Origin of the sequence: Tessaracoccus oleiagri (genome assembly GCF_900103275.1) — a bacterium.
Taxonomy (GTDB): Bacteria; Actinomycetota; Actinomycetes; order Propionibacteriales; family Propionibacteriaceae; genus Arachnia; species Arachnia oleiagri.
In genome coordinates this window covers 657,983-671,539 of record NZ_FNGP01000001.1, presented here as the reverse complement: position 1 = coordinate 671,539, position 13,557 = coordinate 657,983, and the positions used below count along the sequence as shown (strand labels likewise).

Annotated in this window: 12 protein-coding genes; 2 read left to right on the top strand and 10 right to left on the bottom strand. The window is 68.6% G+C overall.

The window, feature by feature from the left end:
- Positions 1 to 13: 13 nt before the first annotated feature.
- The 5 genes from BLR46_RS03050 to BLR46_RS03030 form a co-directional block, all read right to left on the bottom strand.
- Entirely contained in the window at positions 14 to 838 is an 825-nt protein-coding gene (locus BLR46_RS03050) for an ABC transporter ATP-binding protein (protein ID WP_093248781.1), read from the bottom strand.
- The gene (locus tag BLR46_RS03045; protein WP_093248780.1) at positions 822 to 1,727 is read right to left on the bottom strand and encodes an ABC transporter ATP-binding protein; all 906 of its coding nucleotides are present in this window, start codon (positions 1,725 to 1,727) and stop codon (positions 822 to 824) included. Before BLR46_RS03045 ends, BLR46_RS03050 begins: the two co-directional genes overlap by 17 nt.
- Positions 1,724 to 2,767 (bottom strand): ABC transporter permease, encoded by a 1,044-nt coding sequence (locus BLR46_RS03040; protein ID WP_093248779.1) that lies wholly within the window; start codon positions 2,765 to 2,767, stop codon positions 1,724 to 1,726. The genes BLR46_RS03045 and BLR46_RS03040 overlap by 4 nt, the downstream gene beginning before the upstream one ends.
- Positions 2,760 to 3,755 (bottom strand): ABC transporter permease, encoded by a 996-nt coding sequence (locus BLR46_RS03035; protein ID WP_093248778.1) that lies wholly within the window; start codon positions 3,753 to 3,755, stop codon positions 2,760 to 2,762. The genes BLR46_RS03040 and BLR46_RS03035 overlap by 8 nt, the downstream gene beginning before the upstream one ends.
- Before the next feature lie 120 nt (positions 3,756 to 3,875).
- Entirely contained in the window at positions 3,876 to 5,597 is a 1,722-nt protein-coding gene (locus tag BLR46_RS03030; protein ID WP_093248777.1) for an ABC transporter substrate-binding protein, read from the bottom strand.
- A 294-nt stretch (positions 5,598 to 5,891) separates the two neighbouring features.
- On the opposite strand from BLR46_RS03030, the gene murQ reads away from it, so the two are divergent.
- Complete coding sequence (gene murQ, locus BLR46_RS03025) at positions 5,892 to 6,809, top strand: N-acetylmuramic acid 6-phosphate etherase (protein WP_245701461.1); 918 nt, start codon at positions 5,892 to 5,894, stop codon at positions 6,807 to 6,809.
- A 5-nt stretch (positions 6,810 to 6,814) separates the two neighbouring features.
- On the opposite strand, the gene BLR46_RS03020 is transcribed toward murQ, so the two are convergent.
- The 3 genes from BLR46_RS03020 to BLR46_RS03010 all read right to left on the bottom strand — a co-directional run bounded on the left by BLR46_RS03020 (position 6,815) and on the right by BLR46_RS03010 (position 10,046).
- A complete protein-coding gene (locus tag BLR46_RS03020) occupies positions 6,815 to 7,717 on the bottom strand; it encodes an N-acetylglucosamine kinase (RefSeq protein WP_093248775.1) in 903 nt (300 codons plus the stop codon).
- A 99-nt stretch (positions 7,718 to 7,816) separates the two neighbouring features.
- The gene (locus BLR46_RS03015) at positions 7,817 to 8,539 is read right to left on the bottom strand and encodes a hemerythrin domain-containing protein (RefSeq protein ID WP_093248774.1); all 723 of its coding nucleotides are present in this window, start codon (positions 8,537 to 8,539) and stop codon (positions 7,817 to 7,819) included.
- 166 nt (positions 8,540 to 8,705) lie between these two features.
- Complete coding sequence (locus BLR46_RS03010; RefSeq protein ID WP_245701459.1) at positions 8,706 to 10,046, bottom strand: MFS transporter; 1,341 nt, start codon at positions 10,044 to 10,046, stop codon at positions 8,706 to 8,708.
- A 199-nt stretch (positions 10,047 to 10,245) separates the two neighbouring features.
- Between BLR46_RS03010 and BLR46_RS03005 the strand changes: the two genes are divergently transcribed.
- Positions 10,246 to 11,532 carry a citrate synthase gene (locus tag BLR46_RS03005; RefSeq protein WP_093248772.1) on the top strand — a complete coding sequence of 429 codons (1,287 nt, stop codon included), beginning with the start codon at positions 10,246 to 10,248 and terminating at the stop codon, positions 11,530 to 11,532.
- A 69-nt stretch (positions 11,533 to 11,601) separates the two neighbouring features.
- Here the strand turns inward: BLR46_RS03005 and ptsP are convergent, their stop codons facing one another.
- Positions 11,602 to 13,290, bottom strand: coding sequence for a phosphoenolpyruvate--protein phosphotransferase (gene ptsP / locus BLR46_RS03000; RefSeq protein WP_093248770.1), 1,689 nt, complete (start codon positions 13,288 to 13,290; stop codon positions 11,602 to 11,604).
- On the bottom strand, positions 13,287 to 13,547 hold the full coding sequence (locus BLR46_RS02995; RefSeq protein ID WP_093248769.1) for an HPr family phosphocarrier protein: 261 nt from the start codon (positions 13,545 to 13,547) through the stop codon (positions 13,287 to 13,289). Before BLR46_RS02995 ends, ptsP begins: the two co-directional genes overlap by 4 nt.
- Positions 13,548 to 13,557: the final 10 nt, after the last annotated feature.

Here is a 13,557-nt window from a genome sequence, read left to right as displayed (position 1 = left end):
GCTCTCTCCGGCGCTACTTCGCCTGCGACGCCAGGTGCTCGTCGCGCACTTCCTGCCGGAGCTTGCCGTGGTTGGCCGGCTCGGGCGCCGCATCCAGCAGCGTCTTCGTGTATTCGTGCTGGGGGTTGAGGATGACGTCGTCCGACGCTCCCCGCTCCACCACGTCGCCCTTGTACATGACCATGATCTCGTCGGAGAAGTGCCGGGCGGTGGCGAGGTCGTGCGTGATGTAGAGGACGCCCAGGTTCTCCTCGCGCTGCAGGCGGGCGAGCAGGTTCAGCACCGAGAGGCGGATGGACACGTCGAGCATCGACACCGGCTCGTCGGCGATCAGGTACCGCGCGCCGGGCGCGAGTGCCCGAGCGATGGCGACGCGCTGGCGCTGGCCGCCGGAGAGTTCGTGCGGCCGGCGGTCCGCCATGTCCGGGTCGAGGTTGACGCGCTGCAACAGCTCGGCCACCCGCTCCCGCGTCTCCTGCTTGCTGGAGACCTTCTTGTGCAGGCGCAGCGGCCGTTCGATGTGGTGCCCGATCGAGTGGTACGGGTTGAGCGACGCGAACGGGTCCTGGAACACCATCTGGACGAGGCGGCGATAGTTCCGCATCCCTCCCTCGCGGGAGTCGATGCCGTCGATCTTGATGCTGCCGAGCGTCGGCTGCTCGAGCCGCAGGATCATCTTCGCGATGGTGGACTTGCCGGAGCCGGACTCGCCGACGAGCGCGACGGTCTGCCCCGGCTGGATGCTGAACGACACATCGTTGACGGCGACGAGCTCCGACGAACGGAACCCCTTGCGGATCTTGAACCGCTTGGTGACGTGGTCAACCTCGAGCGACATGTGCTTCCTCCTTGCCGCGCACGAATCCTCCGCGATCGCCGAGCAGCGACGGGAACGAGCTCAGCAGCTGCTTCGTGTAGTCGTGCTGCGGCCGCTCGTAGATGTTCTCGGCCGTGTTGATCTCGACGATCCTGCCCGCCTTCATGACCGCGATGCGGTCGGAGATCTCCAGCAGCATCGGCAGGTCGTGGGTGATGAAGATGACCGCGAAGTTGAACTGCTCCCGCAGGCGCATGATCTCCCGCAGGATCCCGCGCTGGACCACCACGTCGAGCGCCGTCGTGGGCTCGTCCATGATCATCACCTGGGGCTTCAGCGCCAGCGCCATGGCGATCATCACGCGCTGCCGCATGCCGCCCGAGAGCTCGTGCGGGTAGGCGGTGAGCCGCGCGGGGTCGACGCCGACGAGCGACAGCAGCTCCTCGGAGGCGGCCTGCCGTTCCTGCTTGGACATCGACGGCCGGTGGGTGGTGAAGACGTCGGCGAGCTGCGCCTTCACGGACAGCACCGGGTTCAGCGCGTTCATGGCGCCCTGGAACACCATGGAGACCTTGTCCCAGCGGAACTGGCGGAGTTCGTCGTCCACGAGGTCGACGACGTCGATGTCCGTCCCGTTCCTGTCGTGCAGCGTGACGGCGCCCGACCGGAGGATGGCCGGGGGCTTCAGCAGCCGGTTGATGCCGTAGGCGAGCGTCGTCTTGCCGCAGCCGGACTCCCCCGCGAGGCCGAGGATCTCACCCCGGTTGAGGACGAGCGAGACGTCGTCCACGGCGCGCACGGGACGCTCCGCCTGGTAGTCGATCGTCATGTGCTCAGCCGTGAGGACCGGCTCGCGCGCGGCCATGTACTCCGCGAGATCCGGGGTGCTGAGCGGTGCGGGGCCGGTCATCGCTTGACCACCTTTCGCTGGGCGGCCTTGGCGCGCTGGTTGCGACGGGCGATCTTCTCCGCCTTGCGGACGGCGCGGACTGCCTCGGGCGCGCTGCGCAGCTTCGGGTTGATCGTCTCGTCGATGGAGAAGTTGATCAGGGACAGGCCACAGCCGAGCAGCGCGATGAGCGCGCCGGGCGGCAGGAACCACCACCACGCGCCGACGTGGAACGCGTTGTGCTGCGACGCCTGGTTGAGCATCGTGCCCCACGTGATCGCGCCCGAGGGGCCGAGGCCGAGGAACGACAGGCCCGCCTCGGAGAGGATCGCGAGCACCACGGCGGACAGGAACATCGCCGCCAGCAGGGGCAGCAGGTTGGGGAGGATCTCGACGAGGATGATCCGGTGCGTCCGCTCGCCGGCCACCTTCGCGGCCGCGACGTAGTCCCTCGTCCGCAACGACTTCGCCTGGAGCCGGAGGACGACGGCGGATCCCGCCCACGAGGTGAACCCGAGCACCAGCGCGATGATCCACATCGAACGCGTCTCCATGTAGGAGGCGATGACGATGACCAGCGGCAGGCCGGGGATCACCAGCATGATGTTGGTGATGAGGGAGAGGATCTCGTCGACGAAGCCGCCCAAGTAGCCCGCAACGATGCCGAAGAGGAGCGACAGCACGACGGCGATGAAGCCGGCGGTGACGCCCACCATGAGCGAACCCCGGGCGCCCTCGGCCATCTGCGCCAGGACGTCGGCACCGAGGTTGTTGGTGCCGAGCAGGTGCTCCGCGCTCGGTGGGGAGAACGTCGGGTTGTCGTAGTTGCGCGGGTCCTGCGTGAAGTAGCGGCCGAAGACGGCGAACAGCACGATTGAAAGCGTGAGGAAGATGCCCAGCCCGAGCTTCACGTCCATGCGAGGGAGGTCGATGCCGAGGAATTGACGCCGCTTCGAGCGGCGGACCGCGGTCTCGTCGACCGTCTGGTCCGTGATGGTGACCTGGCCGGGCGCGGTGGCGGGGGCCAGTTCGAGGTCGATGGTTGCTTGCTTGTCAGACATTGTTGCGAGCCCTCGGATCGATGAGGCCGTAGATGAGGTCCATGATGAAGTTGGCGGCGAGCACGGTCACGGTGATGACGAGGAACACGCCCTGCATGAGCGCGTAGTCCTTGTCCTGCACCGCGTTGATCATGAGCTTGCCGATGCCGGGGTAGGTGAACACCTGCTCCATGACGATGGAGCCGGCGACGACGAAGCCGAGCGTGATGCCGAACGCCGCCATCGACGGGAGCGCCGCGTTGCGGGCCGCGTACCAGGTGAAGATGCGGCCCCGGGTGAGGCCCTTCGCCTCGGCCGTGACGACGTAGTCCTCGGACAGCGTCGAGACCATCATGTTGCGCATGCCGAGCACCCAGCCGCCGACGGAGGCGATGATGATCGTGACGGCGGGGAGGACCGCGTGGTACATCGCGCTCTGGGCGAATGCCCAACTCCACTCCGGACCGGCCGGGAAGTCGCGCAGGGAGTAGCCGCCGATGATCGGGAAGAGGCGGAACTGGACCGCGAAGTAGGCGACGAAGATGAGGGCGAGCCAGAAGTAGGGCACCGACTGCAGCAGCGTCATGCCCGGGATGATCGCGTCGGCGGCCGTGCCGCGCTTCCATCCGGCGATGGCCCCGAGCGCGACGCCGAGGATGAACGAGATCACGGTGGCGGTGCCGACGAGGATCAGGGTCCACGGGAGCGCCGCGGCGATCAACTCGGTGACCGGGGCCGGGAACTTGGTGATCGAGATGCCGAGGTCGCCGCGCAGCAGGTTGCCCCAGTAGCGGATGTACTGCTCCCAGAGGGAGGAGTCCTCGGTGCCGAAGACGAGGTCGATCGAGTTCTCCATGGCTGGGGTGATCTCACCGCCGCGGCGCATGAGCTTGTCGATGAAGATCGATCGCGCGTCACCGGGCATAAGGCGCGGCAACATGAAGTTCAACGAGATCGCGGCCCATAGCGTGATCAAGTAGAAGATGATCCGGCGAAGGTAATACTTCACGACTGGCCCTTCTTCGCCGGCCTGACGGGTGCGGCCCCGGCGCGACGAAACGTGTGAGTGGGGGACGGCAAACGTCGGTGTGGGGAGCGGTCAGGGCCACCCCCACACCGACGATGCTGGTTACTTGTAGGTCAGCTGCGACATCACGTACGCGGCCTGGAGGGCATCCCAAGAAGCCGGGAAGGCGTACTTGTCGTCCTCGGTCGGCCAACCGTCGAAGTCGACCTGGTTGTAGAAGGTCTGCGAACCACCGTGGAACATCGGGATGTAGGGAACGTCCTCGACGATGGCCTCCATGATCTTGCCGTAGGCCTCCTTCTTCACGGCCTCGTCGTTCGTCTGGGCTGCGGTCTGGACCGCCTCGTCGACGACCGGGTTCGAGTACCGGGCGAAGTTGGTCTGACGCGCCTCGAGCGGGGTACCGACCGGGGTCGTGTAGTCCGTCGTGAACGAGTTGCGGTAGATCGTGTACGGATCGGAGATCGGGGTGCCGAACAGCGCGGAGATGATCATCTCGTAGTCGCCGACCTGGCGGTCCTCCGTGTACTGGTCGAGGGTGACCGTCTCGGCCTTGACCTCGATGCCGGCAGCCTTGGCCTGGGAGACCATCAGCTCGGCCGCGGCGTTGGCATCGGACCAGCCCTCGACGGAGTTCACGGTGAAGGAGGCCCGCTGGCCATCCTTGGCGTAGATGCCGTCAGACCCGAGGGTGTAGCCGGCGTCCTCGAGGATCTTCTTCGCACCCTCGACGTCGGCGCCGCCGTCGACGAGCTTGGGAAGGCCGTCCTTGATCCACTTGTCGTCACGCTCGGGGAGGGTGAACGTCGGCGCGGCGAGGCTCGCGTGGCCGTAGTAGGCCTTCTCGTTGATCTCGTCGCGGTTGAGCACCTTGCTGAACGCCTGGCGCACGGCCTTGTCGGTCTGCGCGCCCTCGCACCCGAGCTCCGCGTTGGAGCAGGTCAGGATGGTGAGCGGGTTCGGCGAGCTGAGCCGCAGGTAGCCGAGGCGGCCGTCGGCGGTGAGGGTCGTCGGGTCCGGGACGAACATCGTCGAGTAGTCGAGCTGTCCGGCCTTGAAGAGCGACTCGGCCGAGGAGTTGCCGTCGATGCCGAGGTACTGGACCTCGTTGATCTTCGGGCGCTCCGGGTCCCAGTAGTTCTCGTTCTTCACGACGTTGTAGGACGCGTCGGTGACGTTCGAGAGCTTGAACGGGCCGGTGCCGACGGGGGCGTCCGCGTTGGTGAAGGTCACCAGATCGGCTTCCTTCTCGAAGACATGCTTCGGGACGATGTAGGTGGAGCCGAGGATGGCGTACTCGTTGGTGAACGAGGGCTCCTTGAACTTCAACTCGACGGTGGTGTCGTCGGCCTTCACGGCCTCGGCCAGGTAGTCCATGGAGACCGCGTCGTTGGTGAAGGAGTAGATGACGTCGTCGACGGTGAGGTCGGTGCCGTCGTTCCACTTGGCGCCCTCGCGGATACCGATCTTCAGCGAAGTGCCGTCCTCCGACCACTCGTACTCGGTGCCGAGCAGCGGGATGGGATCGCCGACGTCGGCCTTGTTGTAGAAGAAGAGGGGTTCGTAGATCGAGCCGAGCGTGCCGGGAAGCAGCGTCGGCGAGTACGGGTTGAAGTTTGCGACGATGGGCGTCTGCGAGCCCGCGAAGACGGCCAGCACGGGGCCTTCGGTCTTCCCTTCCGTCGCTGCGGACGACTCGCCGCCGGCGGGCGACTCGCTTCCGTTTCCGGTGGCGCCCCCTGAGCCCGAACAGGCCGAGAGTCCCATCACACCAGCCACGAGCGCGGCGAACGCCGCCCTCTTCCAACTGCTCTTGGTCAACATCCTTGTTCCTTCCAAGTCCTCAGGTATTGCCTGGGAACGCTGACGTCTCCTCCGTGCCGAGACATCCCGCCGGTGGCAGGCATGACCACTCCGTCACGGACTTGGCATGAGCTTAGGAGGGCCGGAGCGTGACGTCAAGTTTTTTCGCGATTTCAGCTCGATTCGGAAGAAAATTTTTGTCTCGCTCAAACTGGGCTTCGTTGACACGCTTTTCCGCATGTAGTTAATATTCCTACACGATCCCCTGTCGGCAGTTTCTCTACCGATGCGATCCCTAACGAAGTGGAGCTCGACGTGGACTCTCCGACCTTTCAGGCTGATGCGCTTGACGGATTCACCACCGAGATGGTGGACCCCCGGTACCGCGACCTCGACCTGATGACCACCGACGAGATGGTGCGCGCCATGAACGAGGCGGAGGCCGAGGTGCCCCGCGCGGTGGCTGCTGCCTCCGACGCGATCGGCGCGGCCGTCGACGCCGTAGCCGCGCGGCTCGCCGCGGGCGGACGCCTCCTCTACGTCGGTGCGGGAACCCCCGGCCGGCTCGGTGTGCTCGACGCGTCCGAGTGCCCGCCGACGTTCTCCACCGAGCCCTGGATGGTGCAGGGCATCATCGCCGGAGGCCCGGCCGCCTTGACCTCGGCCATCGAGGGCGCGGAGGACGACGAGGACGCCGGCCGTCGCGACCTGGACGAGCTCGGCGTGAACGCGACCGACGCCGTCGTGGGGATCTCCGCCTCCGGGCGCACCCCCTACGTGTTGGGCGCGATGCGGGCCGCCCGCGCCGTCGGTGCGGTGACCGTCGGCGTGTCGAGCAACGAGGACTCGCTCCTGTCCGCCGCCACCCAGTTCCCGATCGAGGTGGTCGTGGGGCCGGAGATCATCTCGGGCTCGACGCGCCTGAAGGCGGGCTCGGCGCAGAAGCAGGTCCTCAACATGCTGTCGACCCTGTCGATGGTGAAGCTGGGCAAGACCTACGGCAACCTCATGGTCGACGTGTCCGCCACCAACCGCAAGCTCGAGATCCGGGCCCAGAACCTGGTGCGCGAGATCACCGGGGTCGACGTGGAGACCGCCCGGGCCGCGCTCGCCGCCGCCGACCAGGAGGTGAAGACGGCGATCGTCTGCATCGAGCGCGACGTCGATGCCCTGGAGGCGCGTGACCTGTTGGCCGAAGCCGACGGTTTCCTGCGCCGCGCCCTGCAGGTCTGAGCCCTTCAGCGGTTTCGGAGCGCTCGTGCGAGCGCTTCCCGGTCGATGGTCGCGCCGCATTCGGCGGCCGCCAGTGCGACGGCGCCAACGACGGGATGATCCGCGTACTCCGTCGCGCCGATGCGCGCCTCGACCCGTCGGCGCAGCGCCTCGGCTCCCAGCACGCCGCCGGCCAGCACCGTCGGCCCGTCGCCCGCGTAGGACAGCGTGTCGGTGAGCGCCGCGGCCGCCGCGTCGAGGATGCGTGACGCGACGGGGTCGCCGTCGCTGCCGATCACGAACGGGGTGACCGTCGCCCACTCGGCCGCGCGCGTGCCGTCGGTGACGCGGACCAGCGCCTGGGCAGGGTCCGGGTCGTCCGCGATGCCGTAGTGGTCCAGCAGTTGGCCGCTCAACACCGTCGGCTCGCCCCGGCCGTCCAGGTCCGCCGCCACCGCTCGCAGCGCCTCGCGTCCGATCCAGCTGCCGGAACCGGTGTCGCCGAGGAGCCAACCGAGGCCGTCGAAGCGGCGGGTCATCTCCCAGTTCGCGTACTGGGCCGCAACCGCTCCCGTCCCGGCGAGGAGGAGTCGCCCGTCCGGCGACGGCGAGGCGGAACGGAAGGCGATGCCGAAGTCGGTGTCGAAGGCGGTGGGTGCCGTGACGCCGGCGAGGGACAGCCCCCGTCGCAGGGTGTCCAGCATCTCGTCGCGACGGGCGGAACCCGTCCCCGCGGCACCGATCCCCACCGCGTCGACGTCGAAGATGCCGGCGGTGCGGATCGCGGTGGCGAGGTTCTCGGCCGGGTCACCCACCGACGACCGGGGATTTCCCCCGGCCGCCCTGCCGAAGCCCAGCAGCGCTCCATCAACGTCGCTGACCACGCAGCGCGTGCTCGTCCCCCCGAGATCGATCCCCATGAACCGCATGTGCGCTCCCAACGTTGGCCGCCTTGCCCGAACGGCAGATTCGGCTCACGAACCTAGCAGGCAGCGGCCGGACCTCGGCGGTTCCGCACCGGAACGCGGCTACATCGTCGCCGGGACCGGCCGCCCGGGGAACAGCTCCCGCCACTGGCGCTCGAAGCGCCGTTTGCCGAGCAGCTTGTACAGCAGCTTCAGCGGCATCGGCATCTCTGCCACCATCGGAGCCACGAGTTCGCGCGGCGAGCCCGCGATGAAGTAACCGAGCAGCGCCAGCTGCCTCGTGAAGGGAATGTCTCCCTGGCTGGCCTTCGCCATCGCGTCCCATTCCTCGCCCGTGATCACCTTCGCGGCCACGGGCATCACCTCCACCACTTCTCGGCGCAGGTGCAGCTTGAGGAGGTCGAGCAGTCCGTCGTACGCCGTGGCGAGTCCGTCGCGGGTCCTGGGGTCCCCGTCGCGGCGCCATTCGGCCAGCCTCGGCTCGATCGTGTGGAGCAGCTCGGCAACCTTCGCGTGCTGCGCCCGCATCTGGCCGACGTGCAGCGCGCAGCCCGGCGCCCGCTCCTCGAGCCGGCCCCAGAGGGTCTCGTCCTCGTGGGTGTGGTGGGCGTGGAGCGCGGATTGCATGTCGGCGAGCCAGGCGCCGACGAGTTCCGCGCGCCTCGCGTCCCAGTCGGCCGTCGACCGGATCAGCCCAGGCGCCTCGCCGAAGACGAACAGGAACATGTTGTGCACCACGCGCATGTCGTCGGCCTTGCAGAGCGTCGGCCCCTCCGGTACCGGCGGAGCCGTCTCCCCGGGCGCAGGGCTGTAGAAGTCGACCATCGTCGGTCCCCCCGTTCGCGCGCTCGGAGCAACCCCCCTGATTGTCGACGCGCCCAATCATTCTGCGCCGCGGCGCTACGCCCCGCAAGGGTCGGCGGTAGGGCTTGGTTTCGACCAGCCGCCAGCCTTCGGCGGGCGGCGCTCAACCAGCTGAGACGGCGCGAACTCAGACCGTGCGCGCCCTCGTCGGGTCCTTGACCGGGATGAGGACGATCAGTCCGATGAGCAGCACGACGACGATGCCGAGGATCCCGGCGTACTGGACCGACTCGTCGGAACCCCCGGTGAGCGCCACGGCGATGCCGATCGACACCGCCCAGCCGATGGACGACAGGAAGCTGACGGCGCGGCCGGTGGTGGCGTAGAGCCCGAAGATCTCGCCGGACTGGCCCTCGGGGATCATGCGCGCCAGGTAGGAGCGCGACGCCGACTGGGCCGGGCCGACGAACAGCGTGAGCAGCAGGCCGCAGACCCAGAAGATGATCTTGCCCATGTCGTGGAAGAAGAAGATCGCGAGCCCGAGGACCACCATCGAGACCAGCGAGAACATGATCACCCGCTTGGGGCCGACCTTGTCGTCGAGCATCCCGAACAGCATCGTGGAGACGCCGGCGGTGACGTTGGCGACGATGCCGAAGATGATCACCTCGCCGCCGGAGAAGCCGAACGTTCCCGCGGCGAGGATCGCGCCGTAGGTGAAGACGCCGCTCAGCCCGTCGCGGAACACGGCCGAGGCGATGAGGAAGTAGAGCGTGTGGCGGGCGGTGCGCCAGACGCGCATGATGGAGCGACCGAGTTCGCGGTAGGCGCCGATGACGCCGATCTTCTCGGGCGCGACGTCGGGCCGGCGGTCCTTGAGCGCGAGGAAGATCGGGACCGAGAAGATCAGCGTCCACGCGCCGCACATGAGCATCGCGAAGCGGATGTCCTCCGGCGGGAAGTCCATGCCGAGCACGGCGACGATGAGGAGCAGGATCGAGATGCCGCCGAGGTAGCCGAGGCCCCAGCCCAGCCCGGAGACCCGGCCGACGTTGGCCGGGGTGGAGACCTGGTCGATGGCGGCGTAGTAGTTGACGTTGGCGATCTCCGCGACGACGTTGCCCAGCCCCAGCAGGGCGACGCCCAGCCAGAAGTACGACGGCGACGGCATGACGAAGTACAGCGACGCGCTGATCACGGCGAGCAGCATCGTCGTGATCAGGAGGTTGCGCATGCGGTGGCCGGTGCGGTCCGAGCCCTGGCCGAGCACGGGCGCGAGCAGCGCGATGATGATGCCCACGCCGGCCATCGCCCAGCCGTAGTCGATGGAGAGCTGGTCGGTGTCGCCGAAGTACGAGCTCGTGAGGTAGACGCCGAAGACGAACGTCGTGATGACCGTGGCGAACGGCTGGGTCGCCCAGTCCCACAGCGCCCAGGAGAACACCTTCCCCTTGCTCGCCCTCGTGCTGCGCAGCGCCTCGCCGGGGATCACCGTCGTGCCCGGCTGGTTCTCGATCGTGTTCGACACGAGTGCAACCTAGCCAAGTTTCGTGAACGGCAGGTGAAGAACTTCTACAAACACGACGCCGCGTAGTTGGAGGCCGCCTATATTGTACGGCATCCGAGACAGCTTTTGCTGGGTGGCCCCGACGGCTAGTATCGACTCGACCATCGCACCCAGAAGCAGGCGCCACCGTAGCCGCTGACCTAGGAAGGGAAATTGCCACATGACCGATAGTGCGGTCCTCAAGATCAACGATACGGAGCTCGAACTGCCGGTGGTGGAGGCTACCGAGGGCAGCAGCGGGCTCAACATCGCCAAGGTGCTCTCGCAGACGGGCTACACCACCCTCGACACCGGCTACGTCAACACGGCGTCGTGCCAGTCGGCGATCACCTACATCGACGGTGACAAGGGGATCCTGCGCTACCGCGGCTACCCGATCGAGCAGCTCGCGGAGAAGTCCACCTTCCTCGAGGTCAGCTACCTGCTGATCTACGGCCAGCTGCCGACCAAGACCGAGCTCGAGAACTTCGCCGACCAGGTCGCCAGCCGCATGATGATCGACGAGCGGCTCAAGGAGCTGTACCGCTCCTTCCCGCGCGGCGGCCACCCGATGATGGTGCTCTCCGCCGGCATCATGGGCCTCGGCGCGTACAACCGCCAGTACCTCGATCCCCACAACCCGGAGCACGTCGAGGAGGCGTCGCTGCGCCTGCTGGGCTCGATGCCGACGATGACCGCCTACGCCTACAAGTCGTCCGTGGGCGAGCCGTTCCAGTACCCGCGCAAGAACCTCAGCTACGTCGAGAACTACCTGCGCCTCTCGTTCGGCACCCCGATGGAGGAGTACGAGCTCAACGAGGACGTCGTCCGCGCGTTCGAGACGCTGTTCATCCTGCACGCCGACCATGAGCAGAACTGCTCCACCTCGACGGTGCGCATGGTGGGTTCGTCCGACGCCAACATCTACGCGTCCATCGCCTCGGGCGTCAACGCCCTGTCCGGCCCGCTGCACGGCGGCGCCAACCAGGCGGTCCTCGAGATGCTGCGCGACATCCGCGACAACGGCATGAACGTCAAGGACTTCGTCGCCAAGGTCAAGGACAAGCAGTCGGGCGTCAAGCTCATGGGCTTCGGTCACCGCGTCTACAAGAACTACGACCCGCGCGCCCAGATCATCAAGGGCCATGCCGACGCGCTGCTCCGCGGTACGGACAACAACAACGCGCTCCTCGACATGGCCATCGAGCTCGAGGAGACGGCGCTGAGCGACGAGTACTTCATCGAGCGCAAGCTGTACCCGAACGTCGACTTCTACACCGGCCTCATCTACGAGGCCATGGGCTTCCCGCCGTCGTACTTCACGGCGCTGTTCGCGCTCGGCCGGCTTCCCGGTTGGATCGCGCAGTGGCGTGAGGAGCACACCGACCCGGCTCGCAAGATCGGCCGTCCCCGTCAGGTCTACGTCGGCGCCACCGAGCGCGACTACGTCCCCATGGACGCCCGCTGACCAGGCGCTGAGCCAAGCACGAAGAACGCCCCCGTCCTCCAGCAGGTCGGGGGCGTTCGTCGTGCCCGGTCAGGCCTGGGCCAGTTCCCGGGCGATCGGGTCGGCGGCACCGGCGACGAGGTCCCTCGCCTCCGGCGCGGTGCGGGCCCCGAGTGCCAACCCGGCCAGCTCCCGGCAGCGCTCCACGGGGTGAAGACCGAGGGCGACGCGGACCGCCGCCACCTTGTTCGGCGACATGGACAGCGACGAGACCCCGAGCCCGACGAGCACGAGCGCCAGCAGCGGGTCGCCCGCCGCTTCGCCGCACACACCGACGCCGGCGCCCGTCGTCGATCCGCCCTCGCAGGCCATCTGCACCATGTCCAGCACCGCGGGCTGCCACGGGCTGAGCAGGTCGGCCAGTTCCCCCTGCATCCGGTCGGCGGCCATCGTGTACTGGGTGAGGTCGTTGGTGCCGATCGAAGCGAAGTCGAGCCCGTCGAGCAGGTGCGCGGAGCGGACCGCCGAGGCGGGAGTCTCGATCATGATGCCGACGGACGCGAGCCCGTGGGCGCGCACCCGCCCGGCGAACCACCGGGCCTCCTCCACCGTCGCCACCATCGGCGCCATGACCCGCAGGTCCGCGCCGGTGGCCGACTGCGCCGCGGCCAACGCCGCGAGCTGGGTGTCGAGCAGGTCCTCGCGGGCGCGGCTGAGCCGGAGCCCCCGCCGTCCGAGCGCCGGGTTCTCCTCGGCGCCCAGGTCCGCGAACGGCAGCGGCTTGTCGGCGCCCGCGTCGAGCGTGCGGATCACGACGCGCCGGTCGCCGAACGCGCGCAGCGCCTCGGTGTAGGTGGCGGTCTGCTCGTCGAGGCTCGGCGGCTCCTGCCGGTCGAGGAACAGGAACTCCGTCCGGAAGAGCCCCACGCCCTCGACGTCCTGCTCGGCCGCCCGCAGGGCGTCGGCGAGCGTGCCGACGTTGGCGAGCAGCGGCACGGCGTGCCCGTCGGCCGTCCGGCCCGGGCCCCAGGACCCGGCCAGCGCGGCACGTCGCCGCTCGGCGCGCAGCCGGAACGCGTCCCGCTGCTCCTCCGACGGGGCCACCACGACCTCCCCAGTGCCCCCGTCGAGCGCGACGACCTCCCCCTCGGCGATGTCCCCGGCGCCTGCCACCCGCACCACGGCTGGAATCCCCAGTCCGGAGGCGAGGATGGCGGTGTGGCTCGTCGGGCCCCCGACCTCGGTGACGATGCCCAGGACGAGCGACGGGTCGAGGACCGCGGTCTCGGCCGGCGCCAGGTCGTGCGCGACGACGACCCCCGGCCCCGTCATCTCCGGGACCCCCGGCTCGGGCAGGCCCCGGAGCTCGCTGATCGCGCGGTCCCGCACGTCGTAGAGGTCCGTGGCGCGCTGGGCCATGTAGCCGCCGAGCTGCTGCAGCTTCCCGACGTAGCCCTCCATCGCGTCGTGCACCGCCCGGGTCATGCCCGCGCCCGCGGCGAGCTGCTTGTCGACGGACTTCGCCAGCCCCCGGTCGGTGGCCAGCTTGGCGGTCATCAGCAGGATCTCGCGGCCCTCGCCGTCGGCCCGCTCGGCCCGCGCCTCCAGGCGGGTGGCGACCGCGGCGAGCGCCTCCCGGACGCGCGCGCCGTCGGCGGCCGCGTCGACGGCGGCGGGCTCCGACGGGTCCACCCCCGGCACCGGCCGCACCCGGACCGCCGGCCCGAGGCCGAACCCGACGGAGACCCCCAGCCCCGACAGCGCGCGGGGTGCGCTCACGCGTCGCCCCTGACGAGCAGCTCGACCAGCCGGTCGAGCGCCTCACCGGCCCCGTCGTCCTCGGTGGCAAGCTCCACCTCGTCGCCGTGCTCGGCGCCGAGGGTCAGCACCTCCAGGAGGCTGCCGGCGTCGGCGGTCTCGCCGCGGAACGAGATGGTGACGTCGAGCCCCGACTCCTCCACCGCGTCGACGAACAACGCGGCGGGGCGGGCGTGCAGCCCGTTCGGGGCGCCGATGGTGGCGGTCCTTGTGATCACTGGGGACTCC